A 19,923-nucleotide genomic window follows, 5' to 3' on the forward strand; every position below is an offset into this window, starting at 1 on the left:
TCATTCCCTCGCCAGCGCCTCGACCGGATCGAGCCGGGCCGCGTTGCGAGCAGGCAGGTAACCAAACAGGATCCCGATGAGCGAGGAGCAGCCGAAGGCCATCAGGATGGAGAAGAGCGAGAAGTGCATCTGGAAGCTTTCCACTATCAGTGAGAACACGAAGCCGATGAGCAGGGCCAGGCCGATGCCGAGCAGGCCGCCCAGCAGGCTGACCATCACCGCCTCGATCAGGAACTGTTGCAGTATGTCGGACTGACGGGCGCCGACCGCGATGCGGATCCCGATCTCCCGGGTGCGCTCCACCACAGACACCAGCATGATGTTCATCACCCCGACGCCGCCGACGATGAGCGAGATCACCGCGATGGCGGAGACCAGCAGGGTCATGGTGGCGGTGGTCTTCTCCACCGACTTGATGATGCTGTCGCTGCTGAAGGTGAAGAAGTCTTTCACCCCGTGGCGCTGGGTCAGCAGCGCCACGGCGGCCTGCTCGGCCAGGGCGGGCTGGATCCCGTCCTTGACCCGGATGGTGATCTGGCTGAAGTGGTTCTGGGAGATGAGACGGCTCATCACGGCGCTGTAGGGCAACCAGACGGTGACCGACTGGCTGCTGCGGCCAAAGCCGGTCTCCTGCGCCACCACGCCGATGATGCGCACCGGCAGGGTGCCGACCAGCACCACCTGGCCGATGGGGTCCTCCTTGCCGAGCAGACTCTCTATGGTCTTGCCATCCACCACGGCCACCGCCGTCCGGCTCTGGATATCCCGCTCATCGAACAGCCGGCCCTGGGTGAGCGTCATCCCCTTGACCCGGAAGAAGTCACTGCCGACCCCGACCACGTTGCCACTGCTGGTCTTGTTGCGATAGCGCAGCTGACCCGAGGTCGCGATCTGGGGGCTGGCCCCCTCCAGATAGGGCTGGCCGAGCAGGGCGTCGAGATCCCGCTCGTTCAGGGTCTGGATGCTGGCCGCCTTCTCATCCCCCCAGTCCTTGCCGGGGAAGATGTCGATGGTGTTGGTACCCATGGCGTTGATGTCATTGATCACCTTGGCGCGGGCCCCCTGGCCGAGGGCGACCACGCTGACCACGGCGGCGATGCCGATGATGATGCCGAGCATGGTGAGGAAGGTGCGCATGCGGTGTGCCAGCATGGCGTGCAGGGCCATGCGGCCAGCCTCCCGGTAGCGATCCCAGCCCTGGCTGCCCCGTTTGGCGATGGACGTCGCGGGCTGGCCGGTGGCGTGGGGCGGCGTGGGTTTGTGCGCCGCCTCGGTCCCTGCGGGCAGGGGGAGGCCAGGCTCGGCCTGGTCTGTGGTCGTCGTCGCGGGCTGGCCACTGTCTTCCACTACCCGTCCATCGCGCAGGGTGATGATGCGATCGGCGTGGTTGGCCACTGCCATGTCGTGGGTCACCAGGATGATGGTGTGGCCCCGGCCATGCAGCTCCTTGAGGATGGCCATCACCTCCTTGCCGCTGTGGCTGTCGAGGGCCCCGGTGGGTTCGTCGGCCAGGATCACCTCGCCGCCATTGGCCAGCGCCCGGGCTATGCTGACCCGCTGCTGCTGCCCGCCGGAGAGCTGACCCGGCCTGTGGTGGCTGCGATCGCTCAGGCCGAGGCGGGACAACAGGGTGCGGGCCCGCAGCTGGCGCTCGGGGCGCGAGGTGCCGGCGTAGATGGCCGGGATCTCCACGTTGGCGGCCGCATCCAGATGGGGCAGCAGGTGATAGCGCTGGAAGATGAAACCGAAGTGGTGGCAGCGCAGGCGGGCCAGGGCGAGGGCATCCAGCTGGGCGGTGTCCTGCCCGCGGAACAGATACTCGCCCGAGCTGGGGCGGTCGAGGCAACCCAGCAGGTTCATCAGGGTGGACTTGCCGGAGCCGGAGGCGCCGACGATGGCGACCATCTCCCCCGCCTGGATGCAGAGATCCAGCGGGTGCAGCACCGTGACCTCCTGCTCCCCGCTCTGGTAGCGACGCTCTATGCCCTTGAGCCGGATCAGGGGCTCGCTCACGGCCTCATTTCCCCGTCATCGTCCTGGACGGGCTTGCCCTGCTCCAGGGTGACCTTGTCCTGCTCGTTCAGGCCGCTCACCACCTCGATCTTGATGTCGTCCTTCATGCCGGTCTTGATGCGGCGGGTCTCTTTCTGCTCGTCGTCCTTGAGCAGGCTGACCTCATATTCGTTGTCCCCCAGCTTCTTGCCGAGGGCGGTTTGGGGGATCGCCAGCACCTGCTTGCGTTCACCCAGCACTATGGTGACCTGGGTCGTCATGGCGACCCGCAGCTGATGGTCCGGGTTGGGCACATCGAACAGGGCGTAGTAGTAGACGGCCGCGTTGCTGGTCGCCGTGCTGCTGGCGGTCTGCTCGTTGATGTTGGTGGGGGCCAGCTCGACCGTGCGCAGGGTGGCGTGATAGCGGGTATCCGGATCCCCGATCAGGGTGAAATAGACCGGCATGCCAGCCTTGACCTTGGTGACATCGGCCTCCGAGATCTGGGCCTTGACCGTCATGGTCTCCAGGTTGGCGAGCTTGAGCAGAGTCGGCACCGTCTGGCTGGCGGCCAGGGTCTGGCCCTGGCGGGTCACGATGGAGACGACTGTCCCATCCATGGGGGCCTGAATGCGGTTATAGCCCAACTCTGTCTTGGTGCGATCCACCTTGATCAGGGCGCTGTCGACGTCGGCCTGGGCACTCTGCAGCTCGGCCCGGGTGACCGCCAGCTGCGCCTCGGCACTCTCCAGATCGGCCCGGGAGCTCGCCTCCTGCCTGAACATCTGCTGCTGGCGGCGCCAGGCCAGCTCGTTCTGCTTGAGCTGCGCCTGCTTGATCTTGAGCTGAGCACGGCGGCTGGCCAGATCCGCCTCGGCGGTCTTGAGGTTGTTCTGGGCGATCAGGGGATCTATCTCCGCCAGCAGGTCTCCCTGCTTGACGTGCTGCCCGGCTTCCACGGCCAGATAGGTCACCTGACCCGAGACCTGGGCACCCACATCCACCTGTTCTATGGCTTGCAGGACACCGCTGGCCAGCACGGTCTGTTCCACGTCCTGGCGGATGACGGAGGCGGTCAATACCGGGGCCGGCGTCTTGCCGGGCCAGGCCAGCCAACCGATGATGGCCAGCAGAACGAGAACGAGCAGGACGAGTTTGCCCTGCTTGGGGAGTATTTTCATTTATCACCTGAACGAAACGTGCGAAGCCGTGCAAGGGCAATATCCTGCAGCAAACGGCGCTGAAAAAACAGCGAGCAATATGTAAGAAATCATGTAGATGGACTTGTCAGTAACGCACTGCCAGCGGGCAGTCACGCCCCGATCGGGTGCCATGGCACCGGGTTGAGCTGCGCGGGAAAAGGGGAGGGGAACAAGAGAGCACCCACCCCAGGGGCGGGCGCTCGAGGGATCAGGCGACGGCCTTGCTCTGCTCGGCATAGGGTTCGTGGCAGATCTGGATATCGATGGGCAGCTTGTAGATGAGCAGGCGCGCCAGGGAGCCCTCCATCCAGTGGTGACGGCTGCCGACCAGCAGCAGTTGGGTCGGGTGTGCGGCCAGCCAGCGTCGCAGATCCGACACCACCTCATTCACCACCAGGCACTGGTAATCCACCGGATGCCGCAAGGTGGTGATGAGCTCGCTGATGACGGCCTTGGCGTCCAGGGTGCCTTGGGCACTGCGCTCCTCTTCCGACAGCGACAGGCTGTCACGCCGGGTCTTGCTACTGTGGGTCAGGTGCAGCAGGGTCAGCGTGCAACCCATTCCCTGCGCCAACTGGCTCGCCTTGGCCAGCGTCTCCTGCTCGTAATCCTTGCCTTCCAGCAACAGCACTATATTGGTTGGGGTCATAAGCAGTTCTCCTTGGCATGTGCGGGTCATGGAGGACAAGACGGCTGTCCCTTCCCATGGCGATCCCGCGAGATGTCACATCGAGCGAACCATTGTGCGTCGCCGCGCATCGGCCCGCTTAACACATCATAACAAATTGAGTTGAATGGAAAATGAAGGGGATTGTGAGGGGGATCGCGAACGGACTCGATGCTGGATTGGGTAGCCCCCATGCGGGCTGGCATGGGGGCTAGGGCAGTGATGAGGGGGTATGGGGTGCTCGGCGCTCAGGCGAAGTGTCTGGAGAGCCAGGGCAGTCCTTCCTTCTTGCGGCTGACGGCGCCGGCAAGGTGGACGGGTTCGCCCGGCAAGATGCCGGCACTGGCGAAATGGAGCTGGCTGTCCCCCTTGGCCAGATCGGTCAGCATCAGCACATAGGCATCCAGCTTGTCTCGTGCCAGCCGCTCCTGCATCGCCTGTTGCAACTCATCCTGTCGGGCCAGGATCTCGGCCGGGTTCATCACACAGATCTGGCTGACCATCAGGGAGTGGCCCGCGATCTGATAGGCCTTCTCGTCGGCGGTGAGCAACTCGCTGAGCGGCGCGTCGCCCAGCTGGGTGCGGCGCTCCAGCAGGGTCTGGGCAAAGGGGGCAAGCGCCAGCTCGGCGATGGGGAGCAGCCGGTCGACCGCGACCCTGTCCTGCTCAGTGGTGGTGGGGGAGGTGAAGTTGAAGGTGTCGCTGACGATGGCCCCCAGCAGCAGGCGGGCCTGGGCGCGGGACAGCTTGTCATAACCCATCAGCTCAAGCAGCACTGTGGCGCTGCAACCGACCGCCCTGATCCAGGCATCGAGCGGGCCACGGGTGATCAGGGTGCCGATGCGGTGGTGATCGATGAGGCCCTGCACATCGGCATCGGCCAGCCCTTCCGGCCCCTGCTCCAGTTCGCTGAAATCCACCAGAAAGACCGGCTTGTCGGCCACGCTGCCCAGCAGCACGGGCGGTGCCTCGATCCCCGCCGTCTCCAGGATGAAGCGGGTCTCGGCGATGGGGCTGCCCAGCGCGAAGGCCTGGGCGGAGCGGCCCTGGTCATTGAGCCAGTCGGCGGTGACCAGCGCGGTGCAGATGCTGTCGCTGTCGGGATTTTTGTGGCCAAAGACATGAAGCATGGGGTGTTCCTGATGTGGGGTGGTGGCCGCGGTGCCGGGCCATGAGAGAGAGGGCCTTGGGCCCTAGTCGGTTCAACTTTACTGCGTGGTGGCCGCGGGGGCAATCCTGGTCAGCCCTGGCTGGGCAAAGGGGCGCAGGCAGAACCCGGTGACAGCCAGGTGGGGGCGCCAGCTGGCTCGCTGGCAGGCAAGGCGCGGCCAAGCGGGCGACAAGGGGGCATCAACCCCTTGTCGCCCCGGGCTCAGGAGGCTAGCAGCTCGCGTGCATTGGCCAGGGTATTGTCGGTGATCTGATCCCCCCCCAGCAGACGGGCCAGCTCGTTGAGGCGGGCACCCGGATTGAGGGCCCGCATCTGGGTCTCTGTGGTCTTGCCATCGGTATGCTTGCTGACCACCATGTGCTGGTGACCCTTGCCGGCCACCTGCGGCAGGTGGGTGACCACCATCACCTGGGTGGACTCGCCGAGCTGGCGCAGCAGACGACCGACCACGGCCGCGGTCGGGCCGCTGATCCCCACGTCCACCTCATCGAAGATGAGGGTCGGTGTCGACACCTTGCGGGCGCTGATCACCACGATGGCGAGGCTGATGCGCGACAGCTCCCCGCCGGAGGCGACCTTGCCAAGGGGCTGGATCGGTTGACCCGGGTTGGTGGTCACCATGAACTCCACCCTATCTATGCCAAGGGGGGATAGGCTGCTCTGGGCATCCGGTCGCACCTCTATGATGAAGCGGCCATCGGGCATGGCCAGCTCGTGCATGCTGCTGGTCACCTTGGCACCGAGCTCTTCGGCATAGCGCTGACGGCTCTGGCTGAGCACCTCCGCCGCCTGCACGAAGGCCAGGCGGGCCTGGGCCAGCTCGTCTTCCATGCCTTCGAGGCGCTCCTCATCCGAGTTGAGGCGGGCGAGATCGCTGGCGAGATCCTGATGATGCAGGGCCAGCTCGGCCGGCTTGACATGGTGTTTGCGGGCCAGGTTGATGGCCTTGGAGAGACGGGCCTCCAGCTCGTTGAAGCGCTCGGGATCCAGCTCCAGCAGATCGAGGTAGCTGCGCAGCTCGCTGTGGCTCTCCTGCACCCCGATCAGGGCCTCGTTGAGCATCCCCAGCACGTTGCCGAGACGGCCATCCATGGCGACCAGGGTCTCGGCCCTGTCCACCGCCACCTGCAGCAGGCCGGCGATGGTGGTCTCCTCGTTGTCATAGAGCAGATCGAGGCATTGGCCGCACTCCTGCATCAGCTCGGTGCCGTTGGCGAGCCGCTGATGCTCCTCCTCGATGGTTTCGAATTCCCCCGGTTGCAGGGCGAACTCATCCAGCTCCTGCACCTGGTATTCGATCAGCTGGCGGCGAGCCTCCCGCTGCTGCTGCTCGGCCTTGAGGCGGTTGAGCTCGTTTTGCAGCTGGCGCCACTGCTGGTAGTGCTGGCGCACCTCGTCCAGCAGCAGATGGTGGCCGGCGTAGCCATCCAGCAGGGCAAGTTGATAATCGGGCTTGAGCAGCATCTGGTGGGCGTGCTGGCCGTGGACGTTGACCAGCAGCTGGCCAAGGCTGCGCAACTGCACCAGGGGCACGGGCACCCCGTTGATGTAGCTGCGGGAGCGCCCCTCGGCGGAGAGCACCCGCCGCACTATGCACTCCCCCTCATTTTCCAGCTCGTTGGCGGTGAGCCAGGCGCGGGCGGCCGGGTTGCCGTCCAGCAGGAAACGTGCGCTGACCTCGGCCTTGTCGCTGCCCGGTCGCACCATGCTGGCCTCGGCCCGCTCGCCGAGGCAGAGGCCGAGCGCATCGATGGCAATGGATTTGCCTGCGCCGGTCTCACCCGTGATGCAGGTCATGCCGGATTGCAGATCGAGTTCGAGAAACTTGACGATAGCGAAGTTGTTGACGGTCAGCTGGGTCAGCATGGTCTCATCCTGTATGGGCCAACATTACTGTGTATGCATCCAGTATATACTGGTTTTCCATACAGTAAAGTGTCGGCCTCACACAGGCGACCTGATCGGCTTAGAACAGCTTGCTGCCCCAGCCGAGCTTGTTGCGCAGCACGTGGAAGTAGCTGTAATCGAGGGGATGGACCAGATGCAGCTTGTGGCTGCTCTTCTTGATGAGGATCTCGTCACCCGGGTGCACCGCCAGGGTCACCTGGCCGTCGCAGCTCACCTGCATGGCGTCATCCTGATTGTCGGGGGAGACCAGCAGGCGCACCTCGCTGTCCGCATCCAGCACTATGGGGCGGCTGCTCAGGGTGTGCGGGAACATGGGCACCAGCGTGATGGCATTGAGCTTGGGGGTGAGGATGGCGCCCCCCGCCGACAGGGAATAGGCGGTCGAGCCGGTGGGGGTGGCGACTATGATGCCGTCCGAGCGCTGGCTGTACATGAAGCTGCCATCGATGTAGACCTCGAACTCGATCATGTGGGCTATCTTGCCCGGGTGCAGCACCGCCTCGTTCACCGCCAGGTTGCTGGACTTGCGCTCACCGTGGCGATAGACGGCGGCCTCCAGCAGGAAGCGATGCTCGCTCTTGAAGTGGCCGGAGAGCACCTGCTCCAGGGGCGGCAGGTAGTCCTGGGGCGAGAGATCCGTCAGAAAGCCGAGGTTGCCCCGGTTCACCCCGATCACCGCCACATCGAAGCGTGACAGCACCCGCGCGGCCCCCAGCATGTTGCCGTCGCCGCCGACGACGATGGCGAGATCCGCCTGTTCCCCGAGCTGCACCAGATCCATCACGTCATCGCAGAGCACGCCCAGGGTGTGGGCGACCCGGCTCTCGAGCAGCACCCGGAAGCCGCGGCTGCTCAGGTATTGATAGAGGCCGCTGAGGGTCTGGTTGGCACCTTCATGATGGGGTTTGCCGATCAGGGCGATGGTTTTGAACGGAGAATCCATAGGTTATCGGGTCTGGGGCTGAGTATTGAGGGGAGTATACCGCGCTTTGGTGGGGATTTGTCTGCTGCCATGCCCGGCGGGCGGATCCGGCCCGGAAAAGCGGCAAAAATGCCGGTTGGCTCACTTCATTGGCCATGAGAGGGCCCTTTTCCCCTTGAAAGCCGGGGCGACGTCCCCATAATAGCGCCAACATAGGGTCTGTTGATGTTTCGTTGCGACCGCGACGGAGTCAGTTTTTGCGCGGAGCTAGGCGCGAGACGCGAAGTTTGGTCATCCAAATGAGCCGTCGAGTAACGACGTTACACGCAAAAACTGACCCGTCCCTGCGGGTTGCGCCGCAAATGAGGCCATGCGTTGTTGCGGAACTTGCCAAGGGAACAACCATTGCCAGCGTTTCGCGCCTAGCCTGACGTCATTTGTTGCAGCAACGCGGCTTGCGCCTAAACGTCAACAGACCCTAACAAGTAACCCTGAATATTGGAGATGTCATGAACCACGAAGAACAAAAGGTTGAAGCGATGGAGCAAGTGGAAGTCCAGCCAGTCGAGCCGACCGATGTAGACAGTGAAGTGACAGCCGAACAGGCCCGCATTGCCGAGCTGGAAGCCCAGCTGGAAGCTGCCCAGCAGGCCGCTGCCGACGAGCGCGAGCGCGCCATTCGCGCCGCCGCCGAGATGGAAAACCTGCGTCGCCGCGTCGCCCAGGACGTGGAGAAGGCACACAAGTTCGCGCTGGAGAAGTTTGCCGGGGAACTGTTGCCGGTGCTGGACAACCTGGAGCGGGCCATCGAGCTGGCAGACAAAGAAGACGAAGCCCTCAAGCCGATGATCGAAGGGGTCGAGCTGACGCTCAAGTCCATGCAGAGCTCGGTGGGCAAGTTCGGTCTGGTCGCGCTGGATCCCCTGAACCAGCCGTTCGACCCCAATGCCCATCAGGCCATCAGCATGATCGAGAATGCCGAGCTGGCACCCAACACCGTCATCGCCGTGATGCAGAAGGGCTACGAGCTCAACGGTCGGGTCATTCGTCCGGCCATGGTGATGGTCTCCAAGGCCCCTGCCTGAGACGCATCCTCCCATTGAGCCCGCCGCTCGGCGGGCTTTTTATTGGGATCCGCGGCGAGTGGGTGAAAATGTGGCCGCTGACCGACAAGTTGGTACGGTTTTTTATGCGCAGGACTTGAAGCTCAACATCGCGGCCCCATATAGGTGGCAAGGCCACGGCGGCACAGACTATTGCACTGCACAGTGGCAAGAATTTGATGTCGGGAGCTTGAAAGCCACAGTGGCAGCCCCCACCTAGCCGTTAACGTATTAAGGCGAGCACCTCGCCAGTTTATTCAAAGTATTTGGAGATTCGTCAAATGGGTAAAATCATCGGTATTGACCTGGGTACTACCAACTCCTGTGTTGCTATTCTGGATGGCGACCATGCTCGCGTGATCGAGAACGCGGAAGGCGACCGTACTACTCCGTCCATCATTGCCTATGCCGATGACGGCGAAATCCTGGTTGGTCAGCCGGCTAAGCGTCAGGCCATCACCAACCCGAAGAACACGCTGTTTGCAATCAAGCGTCTGATCGGCCGTCGTTTCGAGGATGAAGAAGTACAGCGCGATCTGAAGATCATGCCGTACGCCATCGCCAAGGCCGACAACGGTGACGCCTGGGTAGAAGTCAAAGGCAAGAAAATGGCACCGCCGCAGATCTCTGCCGAAGTGCTGAAGAAGATGAAGAAGACCGCCGAGGATTACCTGGGCGAGCCGGTGACCGAAGCCGTCATCACAGTACCGGCCTACTTCAACGACGCCCAGCGTCAGGCCACCAAGGATGCCGGTCGCATCGCCGGTCTGGACGTCAAGCGCATCATCAACGAACCGACCGCTGCGGCCTTCGCCTACGGCGTGAACAAGGTCAAGGGTGAGCGCAAGGTTGCCGTATATGACCTGGGCGGCGGTACCTTCGACATCTCCATCATCGAGATCGACGAAGTCGAAGGGGAAACCACCTTCGAAGTACTGGCGACCAACGGTAACACCCACCTGGGTGGTGAAGACTTCGACAACCGTGTCATCAACTATCTGGTTGACGAGTTCAAGCGTGAGCAGGGCATCGACCTGCGCAACGACCAGCTGGCTCTGCAGCGTCTGAAAGATGCCGCCGAGAAAGCCAAGATTGAGCTCTCTTCCGCGCAGCAGACCGACGTGAACCTGCCGTACATCACCGCAGACGCCACCGGTCCCAAGCACATGAACATCAAGGTGACCCGCGCCAAGCTGGAATCCCTGGTGGAAGACATGGTGAAAGACTCCCTGGAGCCGGTCCGTGTCGCCCTGAAAGACTCCGGTCTGGCAGTCGGCGAGATCGACGACGTCATCCTGGTGGGTGGTCAGACCCGTATGCCGCTGGTGCAGAAGACCGTGGCTGACTTCTTCGGCAAAGAGCCGCGCAAAGACGTCAACCCGGACGAAGCCGTGGCCATGGGTGCTGCCATTCAGGGCGCGGTACTGTCCGGTGAGAAGACCGACGTGCTGCTGCTGGACGTCACCCCGCTCTCCCTGGGTATCGAGACCATGGGTAGCGTGATGACTGCGCTGATCGAGAAGAACACCACCATTCCGACCAAGAAGTCCCAGGTGTTCTCCACTGCCGAAGACAACCAGTCTGCCGTGACCATTCACGTGCTGCAGGGTGAGCGCAAGCGCGCCAGCGACAACAAGTCTCTGGGCCAGTTCAACCTGGAAGGCATCCGTCCGGCACAGCGCGGTCTGCCGCAGATCGAAGTGACCTTCGATATCGATGCCAACGGCATCCTGCACGTCTCCGCCAAGGACAAAGAGACCAACAAGGAGCAGAAGATCACCATCCAGGCTTCTTCCGGTCTGTCCGACGAGGAGATCGAACGCATGGTACGCGAGGCGGAAGCCAACGCGGCCGAAGACAAGAAGTTCGAGGAGCTGGTGCAGACCCGCAACCAGGCTGACGGTCTGGTCCACTCGGTCCGCAAGCAGATCACCGAAGCCGGTGACGCCCTGCCCGCCGACGAGAAGACCAAGATCGAGACCGCACTGAGCGAGCTGGAAGCCGTCATCAAGGGTGACGACAAGGCGGCCATCGAAGCCAAGCAACAGGCTTTGCTGGAAGCGTCCCAGAAGCTGATGGAGCTTGCCCAGCAGCAGTCACAGGGCGCTGGCGCCGATGCCGGTCAGACTTCTTCTGCCAAGGCCGAAGACGACGTGGTCGACGCCGAGTTCGAAGAAGTGAAAGACGACAAGAAATAAGCCATACCCAGCTGGGCAGAGTTCGCTCTGCCCATTGGCTTAGTCACTGAATTTGCGGGCGTTGGGTGACCAACGCCCGTCTGCATAACTGTTTAAGTAGCAACAGGATGAGTATGTCGAAGCGCGATTTCTATGAAGTGCTCGGGGTGTCGAAAGGTGCCGATGAGCGCGAGATCAAGAAGGCGTACAAGCGTCTGGCGATGAAGTATCACCCGGATCGCAACCAGGGTGATGCCGCATCCGAAGAGAAGTTCAAAGAGGTCAAGGAAGCCTACGAGGTGCTGACCGACGAGAACCTGCGCGCCCGCTATGACCAGTACGGTCATGCCGGGGTGGATCAGAGCCAGGGTGGCGGTGGTCACGGCGGCTTTGGCGGCGGCGCGGACTTCGGTGATGCATTCGGCGATATCTTTGGTGACATCTTCGGTGGCCGCAGTGGCGGTGGCCGTCGTGGCCCGGCCCGTGGCTCCGACCTGCGCTACAACATGGAGCTGACTCTGGAAGAGGCGGTACGCGGGGTCTCCAAGGAGATCAAGATACCGACTCAGGTCCACTGCGAGGTCTGTAACGGCTCGGGTGCCCACACCGGCAGTCAGGCCCATACCTGTCCGACCTGCCACGGTGCGGGTCAGGTGCAGATGCGCCAGGGCTTCTTCGCGGTGCAGCAGGCCTGCCCGCATTGCCACGGTCGTGGCAAGATCATCAAGGATCCGTGCCGCAAGTGCCACGGTGAGGGCCGCTACCAGAAGACCAAGACCCTGTCGGTCAAGATCCCGGCCGGGGTCGATACCGGTGATCGCATCCGTCTCTCCGGTGAAGGGGAAGCGGGGGAAGCGGGGGCCTCGGCAGGGGATCTGTACGTACAGGTACACGTCAAGGAGCACGAGATCTTCGTGCGTGACGGCAACGATCTCTACTGCGAAGTGCCCATCAGCTTCACCACGGCGGCGCTCGGCGGCGAGATCGAGGTGCCGACCCTGGATGGTCGGGTCAAGCTCAAGGTCACGGCGGAAACCCAGACCGGCAAGCTGTTCCGCCTGCGCGGCAAGGGCGTCAAGTCCGTGCGCTCCGGCCAGGTCGGCGATCTGATGTGCAAGGTGGTGATCGAGACCCCGGTCAAGCTGACCGAGACCCAGCGAGAGCTGCTGCGTCAGCTGGACGAGTCGTTCAGCGGTGCCGCCGCCAAGACCCACAAGCCAAAATCGGAAGGCTTCTTCGAAGGGGTGAAACGCTTCTTCGATGACCTGACCAAGTAATCACCGTAAGCGTGATGCAAGCCGGCCTCTGTGCCGGCTTTCTTTTTGTCTGCGATTTAGCCTGGATCCCCGCTATTGAGTGGATCCCGATGAGGGATCCTCCTCACAACTCCCGCCAGTTTTCCCTGTACAAATGTTATCCCGTTCACATTATTGCTGAAACGGTTTAGCTGTCATATTGAGTTAGCTAAAGCGGTTTAGCTATGCTCTCTTCGCCGATAAAAACAGAGCCCGATCGGGTAACACACGACAGGTGAGGAAGATGACGATGTTCAAGAGCAAATTGGCGTTGGCAGTGGCGCTGGGATTGGGGATGAGCGGCCCGCTGTGGGCGGCCGAGGGCGGTATAGAGGCGCGTCTGGCGGCGCTGGAGGCGCGGGTGCAGGCGGCAGAGTCCCGCGCCGCCGCTGCCGAAGCGCGGGCTGACCAGGCCGAGAGCAAGGCGAGCGAGGCCCGGGAGACAGCCGTGGTCGCCAAGGCTCAAAGCGAGAAGGTGGACAAGCAGACCGCCGGCGCGCAGGGCTTCGAGTTTCACGGCTACGCCCGCTCTGGTCTGCTGGCCAACAGCAACGGCAACGGGGGGCGTGGCGGCCCTTACATCACGCCAGCCGGTTCGGTGGGGGGGGCTGTAGGGAGGTTAGGCAACGAAGACGACACCTACATGGAGGCCAACCTGCTCAAGACCCAGACCTTCGCCGATGGCAGCTGGGCCCGCTACAAGCTGATGCTGGCGGATGGAGTCGAGACCAGCAACGACTGGACCGCCAGCGATTCCAGCCTCAACACCCGTCAGGTGTTTGCCGAAATCGGCGACCTGGCGAGCTTCAGCGGCCCCTTCCAGCACTCGGTGCTCTGGGCGGGCAAGCGCTTCGATCGGGACAACTTCGACATCCACTGGCTCGACTCCGACGTGGTCTTCCTGGCCGGGACAGGTGGCGGCGTCTACGACGTGCAGCTGGCCGACAGCTGGAAGGCGAACTTCTCCCTCTACGGCCGCGACTACGGCGACATCAGCGCCAGCGGCCTCTCGGACATAGAGAGCTACATCCTCACCATGAACAACAGGTTCGGCAACTGGCAGTGGATGCTGAACGGCCTCTCGGCCAAGGACAACGAGGCGCGCATCAACGACGGCGGCACCGGCAGCGAGGCGGCGAACAAGGGGGCGCACACCCTGGTGGCCTACCATGGCGACAGCTTCTTTGGCATCAATCCCGGCTTCTCCAAGGCCGCGGTGCTCTACGGCCATGGCCTGGGGGCCGAGCTCAAGGGGTTGGGCTCCGACAGCGAGCTGCTGCCCGATGCCGACGCGGTACGGGTCGCCGTGTTCGGGGCTACCGATATCGCTCCGCGCTGGCGGCTGGCCCCGGCCCTGCTGGCGGAGCAGAGCCAGGATCGCTACGTGAAGGGGGACGAGTATCAGTGGCTGACCCTCAACACCCGGGTGGCCCAGGTGCTGAGCCAGAACGTCGAGCTGGTCTACGAGGCCGCCTGGCAGTACATGGACTTGGATCCCAAGGGCTACAAGGGACGCCAGGCGGTGAGCGGCAACTTCACCAAGCTCACCTTCGCCCCCACCTTCAAGGCACAGACCGCCGGCTTCTTCGAGCGGCCCGAGCTGCGGGTATTCGCCACCTGGATGGACTGGTCCTCCGAGCTCGACAACTACGCCAGCACCGATGCCATGGGCCAGAGCGATTTCACCGCCGGTGGCGAGTGGAACTTTGGCGTGCAGATGGAAACCTGGTTCTAGTTCGTTATCCCGATCACAAAAATGGCAGCCGACGCCGGGATCTGTTGGTTAGCTAAAACGGTTTAGCTGATAATGCCGACCAAGAGAACAGAGCCCGGCTCTGGCAGTGGATCCGATGCAGCAGTGGAGTAGCAAGGTGGGGAATCGTGTGTGGGTAATGGGGGATGCGGTGGTGGATTTGATCCCGGAAGGGGAGCTGCACTACCTCAAATGTCCGGGCGGTGCGCCCGCCAACGTGGCGGTGGGGGTGGCGCGGCTCGGCGGTGAATCGGCCTTTATCGGCCGGGTCGGCGCCGATCCCTTCGGCCGCTTTATGGCCGATACCCTGGTGGCAGAGGGCGTCGATATCCGTCATCTGACCCAGGATCCGGCCCACCGAACCTCCACAGTGCTGGTGGAGCTCGATGAAGAAGGGGAGCGCAGCTTCACCTTCATGGTGCGCCCCAGTGCCGACCAGTTCCTCGAACCGGCAGACTTGCCCCGCTTCGAAGCCGGGCAGTGGCTGCTGACCTGTTCCATCGCGCTCGCCAACGAGCCGGTGCGCACCAGTTGCCTGCAGGCCATGGCCGCCATCAGGGTGGCAGGGGGACGGGTCTGTTTTGACCCCAACCTGCGTCCGGAGGTGTGGGGCAACCCGGCCGAGATGCTACCGGTGGTGCGAGACGCCATCGGGCTGGCTGATGTGGTCAAGCTCTCCATCGAGGAGCTGCAACTGCTAAGCGGCCATCAGGATCTGGTTGCCGGTCTTGCCACCATCGATGGACCCGCTCTGGTGCTGGTGACCCGCGGGGCGGCTGGTGTGGTCGCCCGGCTCGATGGCGAGCGGCTGGAGTGGGTGGGGCCCAAGGTGGCGCCGCTCGACACCACGGGGGCGGGGGATGCCTTCGTCGCCGGTCTGTTGGCCGCGCTGGCCCAGGGCGAGCGCTTGCCCACTATGGGCGAGCTGCCCGCCATCCTGGCCCAGGCCCATGGCTGCGGGGCGCTCGCCACCACCGCCAAGGGGGCCATGACGGCGCTGCCGACCCGCACTCAACTGGATGTGTTTTTACGATCTGGTCTTAATCACGTATGACAAGGGCCCGCCAGCATGGCGGGCCATAAGAGGAAGAGTATGAATATCAGTGCGATAGCCAAGGATCTGGTGCCCCTGCTTGGGGGCCGTGAGAATATCGTCAGTGCCGCCCATTGTGCCACCCGGCTGCGGCTGGTGCTGGCGGATGACAGCAAGGTGAACAAGGCCGCCATCGACAAGCTGGACGGGGTCAAGGGCTGCTTTAGCAACGCGGGTCAGATCCAGGTGATCTTCGGCACAGGGCTGGTCAACAGGGTCTACGCCGAGTTTGTGGCTCTGACCGGGACCGGCACTGCCAGCAAGGCGGAGCTGACCGACATGGCCAGCGCCAAGCTCAATGTGGCCCAGCGTCTGGCACGCACGCTGTCCAACATCTTCGTGCCTATCATTCCGGCCATAGTGGCCTCCGGTCTACTGATGGGGCTGCTCGGCATGGTGCGCACCTACGGCTGGGTCAATGCCGACAGCGCCCTGTTCGTCATGCTCGACATGTTCAGCTCGGCGGCCTTCATCATCTTGCCGATCCTCATCGGCTTTACCGCGGCGCGGGAATTTGGCGGCAACCCCTATCTGGGCGCCACCATGGGGGGGATCCTCACCCATCCGGCGCTGACCAACGCCTGGGGGGTGGCCGGTGGCTTCAAGACCATGGACTTCTTCGGGCTTGATGTGGCCATGATCGGATATCAGGGCACCGTCTTCCCGGTGCTGCTGGCGGTGTGGTTCATGTCTCATCTGGAGAAGCAGCTGCGCAAGCGGATCCCGGATGCGCTGGATCTGATCTTGACCCCCTTCCTCACAGTCATCATCACCGGTTTCGTGGCGCTGCTGTTTATCGGCCCGGCCGGGCGGGTGCTGGGGGACGGCATCTCCTTTGGCCTGAGTGCGCTCTATGAGCAGGCGGGCTGGCTGGCAGGGCTGGTGTTTGGCGGAACTTACTCGCTCATCGTCATCACCGGCATCCACCACAGCTTCCACGCCATCGAGGCGGGACTGCTCACCAATCCGGCCATAGGGGTCAACTTCCTGCTGCCCATCTGGGCCATGGCCAACGTGGCGCAGGGCGGGGCTTGTCTGGCGGTCTACTTCAAGACCCGGGATCCGAAAATCAGGGCCATTACCGTGCCGGCGGCCATGTCCTGCCTGCTCGGCATCACTGAGGCGGCGATCTTTGGCGTCAACCTGCGCTACATCAAGCCCTTCCTGGCCGGCCTGCTCGGCGGTGCCCTGGGTGGCGCCTATGTGGTGGCGGCCAAGGTGGGGATGACGGCGGTGGGCCTGACCGGTATCCCGGGCATGGCCATCGTCCAGCCCATGAGCCTCATTCACTACGTCATCGGGCTGGTGATCGCCTTCGGTGCCGCCTTCGCTGCCTCCTGGCTGCTCAAGTACAAGGTGGAGTGATGAAGGAAAGCCATCTCCTCAATCAGATTGTCCGGTCGCTATTGGCCGGACAGCTCAAGGCGGCGGCCGATCCCCATAGGCCCCGCTGGCATCTGGCAGCCCCGGTGGGGCTGCTCAATGACCCCAACGGCTTTATCGAGCACGACGGACGCTACCACCTCTTCTACCAGTGGAACCCGCTTGGCTGCAGTCACAGCAACAAGTGCTGGGGCCATGTCAGCTCCAGCGATCTCTTGCACTGGCAGCACGAGCCCATCGCGCTGCTGCCCACCGAGGACTATGAGAGTCACGGCTGCTATTCGGGCTCGGCGGTGAACGATGAGCAGGGGCACCTCACGCTGATCTACACCGGCAACGTCAAATACCCCGATGGTAACCGTACCGCCTTCCAGTGTCTGGCACGCGGAAATGGGGTCGGGGGCTTCGAGAAGCTGGGCCCGGTGCTGGATTTGCCAGAAGGTTACAGCGGCCATGTGCGCGACCCCAAGGTGTGGCACGACGGGCAGCAGTGGCTCATGGTGCTGGGGGCCCGCACCCTGGATGATAAAGGTGAGGTGCTGCTCTATCGCGGTGAGACCCTGCACGACTGGCAGTGGATCGGCCCCATTGCCGGCAGCGGGCGCGGTGGGCTCGGTGACTTTGGTTATATGTGGGAGTGCCCGGATCTCTTTCCGCTAGCGGATCGCCACCTGCTGATCTGCTGCCCACAGGGCATTGCCCCTGAGGAGGATGACTATCTCAACCTCCATCAGTGTGGCTGGCTGGTGGGCACTTTCGACGGGACGCAGTTTGCGCACGGGGATTTTCATGAGCTGGATCGTGGCTTCGAGTTCTACGCGCCGCAGACGACACAAGACGGTCAGGGTCGCCGCCTGCTGTTTGGCTGGTTGGGGTTGCCGGAGGAGAACGAAATGAGCCAGCCGACCATTCCCTATGGCTGGCTTCATCAGATGAGCTGTCCGCGGGAGCTGTTCTGGCAGGATGAGTGGCTCTGCCAGCGACCAGTGGCCGAGCTGGCCGCCCTCAAGGGGGAACTGACCCGCTTCGAGGGGGCGCTCAGGGAGTTTCCGGGGCTCGCCATCGACTCGGCCTGGCTCGATCTGGATCTCTGTGGTGAGGGGAGCCTCTGGTTTGGCACAGTGGCCGAGCTGGTGTGGCAGCCGGGGCGTATCACCCTGCGCCGCCAGAACTGGCAGAGCGGGGTGTGGGAGATGCGATCCGCCCCCTGGCTGGGTGGGCGGATCACAGTGCTTTGCGATCGCTCCAGTCTGGAGTATTTCATCGATGGCGGCCGCCACAGCCTGTCAGCCCGCTACTTCCCCGGGGAAAAGCCTCAACTTTCATCGGGTAACGGCGATGATGGCAGCAAAATTTGCCTTGATCACTGGCCGCTGGCGGCTTGCCTAGTACAATAGCCCGGTGCTAGTCAGCCGGGAGGCCAGGTGGAGAAGAAGAAACGGATCACGATTGCCCAGATAGCGGAACTGGCGGGGGTGTCCAAGGCGACCGCCAGTCTGGTGCTCAACGGGAAGAGTGCGGAGTACAGGATTGCCGACGATACCCGCAAGCGGATCCAGGCGGTGGCGGACGAGTGTCACTACCAGCCGAGCTTTCATGCCCGCTCCCTGCGCGAGACCCGCAGCTACACCTGGGGGCTGGTGATCCCCGATCTCACCAACTTCGGGTTTGCCAGCATAGCGCGCGCCCTCGAGGCCCACTGCCGGGAAGCGGGCATCCAGCTGCTGATCGCCTGCTCCGAGGATGACCCCACCCTGGAGCAGAAGGTGGTGGACAACCTCATCAGCCGTCAGGTGGATGGCCTCATCGTTGCCTCCAGCGGCCACAGCGATGACATCTATGTCCGCATCCACGACCGTTTACCGGTGGTGCAGCTGGATCGCCACATCGGCGAATCGCGCCTGCCCATGGTGATCTCGGACGCCTGCAAGGCCACCGCCGAGCTGGTGCATCAGATGGCCAATGAGTGTGGGGATGAGGTCTACTACTTCGGCGGTCTGCTGGATCTCTCCCCCAGCCGCCACCGGTTGGCAGGTTATGAACTCGGTCTGTACCGGGCAGGGCTGGAGGCCAATCCTGCCCGGGTGCGCCATCGTGACTATCAGCCGAGCTCGGGTTATCAGCTGATGGCCGAGTTGGTCACCGAGCTGGGGGCACCGCCCAAAGGGCTATTTACCGCCTCTTTCACTCTGCTAGAGGGGGTGCTGCGCTATCTCAACGAGGCGGGGCTGATGGAGACGGGGATGCGCCTCTGTACCTTCGACGATCATGACCTGCTCGACTGCATTCCCATGCGCATCGATTCGGTGGCCCAGGATTGTCCGGCCCTGGCCCGTGCCGCCTTCGAGCTGATGCAGCAACTGATTGCAGGCAATCCCCCCGCACAGACCGCCCAGGTGATCCTCCCCAGGGTGCGCTGGCGCAGCCGCCGCTAGTCACTCAGGTTCACGTCTCATATGAAAAAGCCCCGCCAATACTGGCGGGGCTTTTTGCTGTTGGCTGCGGGCTCAATCCGTGATGCTGGTGCGCCAGAATATCTGCCGGATGCAGGGGTGCTGCCCGAGCGTCTGCATCAGGGCATCCAGCTCGACGCCGTCGATGGAGGTGGCCAGCAGCACCGCCGAGATCTCCAGATCCTGCTCCCCGAAGGGTTCGATATCCAGCTCGCTCAGGGGGTAGTTGGCCTGATCCAGCATCTTCTCCAGCCAGGGCAGCACCTCCTTCTGGTGCTCGCGCCGGATGAGGGCGGTGACGCGATAGGTCACCTCGGTGTCGGTGTTGTCCACCGGCCGGCGATTGATCTGATTGACCAGTGGCCGCAGCAGGGTGTTGGCGGCCAGCACGAACAGAGCGCCAAGCACAGCCTCCATGGCCAGCCCGGCACCGCAGGCGGCTCCGACCGCGGCCACGCCCCACAGGGTGGCGGCGGTGTTGATGCCGCGAATGTTACCGGACTCGCGCATGATGACGCCGGCGCCGAGGAAGCCGATGCCGGAGACGATGTAGGCCACCACGTGGACCACGTTGTAGTTGCCGCCGTGCAGGTCATAGATGCGCTGGGCCAGGCTGACGAACAGGGCCGCCCCCACGGCGACCAGCACGTTGGTGCGCAGGCCGGCGGTACGCTGGCGGTACTGGCGCTCCAGCCCGACCAAGCTGCCGAGCACGAAGGCCAGCAGCAGGCTGGCCAGGGTGTCGAGCAGGGAAATCATGTCTAGTTGTTGCCACATTCTCATGGCGTACTCCTTCTGGTTGAA

The 19,923-nt window shown here is 63.3% G+C and carries 15 protein-coding genes; 8 read left to right on the plus strand and 7 right to left on the minus strand.

The window, feature by feature from the left end; translation table 11 throughout:
- The 6 genes from AACW18_RS11005 to nadK all read right to left on the minus strand — a co-directional run bounded on the left by AACW18_RS11005 (position 1) and on the right by nadK (position 7,883).
- Positions 1-2,013 carry a MacB family efflux pump subunit gene (locus AACW18_RS11005; RefSeq protein ID WP_218388656.1) on the minus strand — a complete coding sequence of 671 codons (2,013 nt, stop codon included), beginning with the start codon at positions 2,011-2,013 and terminating at the stop codon, positions 1-3.
- Positions 2,010-3,173, minus strand: coding sequence for an efflux RND transporter periplasmic adaptor subunit (locus AACW18_RS11010; protein WP_218388657.1), 1,164 nt, complete (start codon positions 3,171-3,173; stop codon positions 2,010-2,012). The genes AACW18_RS11005 and AACW18_RS11010 overlap by 4 nt, the downstream gene beginning before the upstream one ends.
- A 229-nt stretch (positions 3,174-3,402) precedes the next feature.
- On the minus strand, positions 3,403-3,843 hold the full coding sequence (locus tag AACW18_RS11015) for a universal stress protein (protein ID WP_042653855.1): 441 nt from the start codon (positions 3,841-3,843) through the stop codon (positions 3,403-3,405).
- A gap of 266 nt (positions 3,844-4,109) precedes the next feature.
- Entirely contained in the window at positions 4,110-4,991 is an 882-nt protein-coding gene (locus AACW18_RS11020; RefSeq protein ID WP_218388658.1) for a DHHA2 domain-containing protein, read from the minus strand.
- Positions 4,992-5,233: 242 nt separating this feature from the next.
- The gene (recN, locus tag AACW18_RS11025; protein ID WP_218388659.1) at positions 5,234-6,898 is read right to left on the minus strand and encodes a DNA repair protein RecN; all 1,665 of its coding nucleotides are present in this window, start codon (positions 6,896-6,898) and stop codon (positions 5,234-5,236) included.
- A 100-nt stretch (positions 6,899-6,998) separates the two neighbouring features.
- A complete protein-coding gene (gene nadK / locus AACW18_RS11030) occupies positions 6,999-7,883 on the minus strand; it encodes an NAD(+) kinase (protein WP_033130358.1) in 885 nt (294 codons plus the stop codon).
- 488 nt (positions 7,884-8,371) lie between these two features.
- Between nadK and grpE the strand changes: the two genes are divergently transcribed.
- From grpE to AACW18_RS11070, 8 genes are all read left to right on the plus strand, one after another.
- Positions 8,372-8,947 (plus strand): nucleotide exchange factor GrpE, encoded by a 576-nt coding sequence (gene grpE, locus AACW18_RS11035; protein ID WP_033130359.1) that lies wholly within the window; start codon positions 8,372-8,374, stop codon positions 8,945-8,947.
- Positions 8,948-9,246: 299 nt separating this feature from the next.
- The gene (gene dnaK / locus AACW18_RS11040; RefSeq protein WP_033130360.1) at positions 9,247-11,163 is read left to right on the plus strand and encodes a molecular chaperone DnaK; all 1,917 of its coding nucleotides are present in this window, start codon (positions 9,247-9,249) and stop codon (positions 11,161-11,163) included.
- Positions 11,164-11,276: 113 nt separating this feature from the next.
- The gene (dnaJ, locus tag AACW18_RS11045; protein ID WP_033130361.1) at positions 11,277-12,419 is read left to right on the plus strand and encodes a molecular chaperone DnaJ; all 1,143 of its coding nucleotides are present in this window, start codon (positions 11,277-11,279) and stop codon (positions 12,417-12,419) included.
- 262 nt (positions 12,420-12,681) lie between these two features.
- Positions 12,682-14,172 (plus strand): carbohydrate porin, encoded by a 1,491-nt coding sequence (locus tag AACW18_RS11050; RefSeq protein ID WP_218388660.1) that lies wholly within the window; start codon positions 12,682-12,684, stop codon positions 14,170-14,172.
- Positions 14,173-14,287: 115 nt separating this feature from the next.
- Entirely contained in the window at positions 14,288-15,244 is a 957-nt protein-coding gene (locus AACW18_RS11055; protein ID WP_126623378.1) for an aminoimidazole riboside kinase, read from the plus strand.
- Positions 15,245-15,283: 39 nt separating this feature from the next.
- Positions 15,284-16,648: a sucrose-specific PTS transporter subunit IIBC gene (locus AACW18_RS11060; RefSeq protein ID WP_218290731.1), complete on the plus strand. Its 1,365-nt coding sequence runs from the start codon at positions 15,284-15,286 to the stop codon at positions 16,646-16,648.
- Positions 16,648-18,063 (plus strand): glycoside hydrolase family 32 protein, encoded by a 1,416-nt coding sequence (locus tag AACW18_RS11065; protein ID WP_218388661.1) that lies wholly within the window; start codon positions 16,648-16,650, stop codon positions 18,061-18,063. The genes AACW18_RS11060 and AACW18_RS11065 overlap by 1 nt, the downstream gene beginning before the upstream one ends.
- Positions 18,064-18,090: 27 nt before the next feature.
- Positions 18,091-19,101, plus strand: coding sequence for a substrate-binding domain-containing protein (locus tag AACW18_RS11070; RefSeq protein WP_218388662.1), 1,011 nt, complete (start codon positions 18,091-18,093; stop codon positions 19,099-19,101).
- Positions 19,102-19,173: 72 nt separating this feature from the next.
- On the opposite strand, the gene AACW18_RS11075 is transcribed toward AACW18_RS11070, so the two are convergent.
- Positions 19,174-19,902, minus strand: a complete 729-nt coding sequence (locus AACW18_RS11075) for an MgtC/SapB family protein (protein WP_033130404.1) — start codon at positions 19,900-19,902, stop codon at positions 19,174-19,176.
- Between the last annotated feature and the right edge of the window lie 21 nt (positions 19,903-19,923).

The sequence above is a fragment of the Aeromonas sp. sia0103 genome (assembly GCF_963895295.1).
GTDB classification, from domain to species: domain Bacteria; phylum Pseudomonadota; class Gammaproteobacteria; order Enterobacterales; family Aeromonadaceae; genus Aeromonas; species Aeromonas encheleia.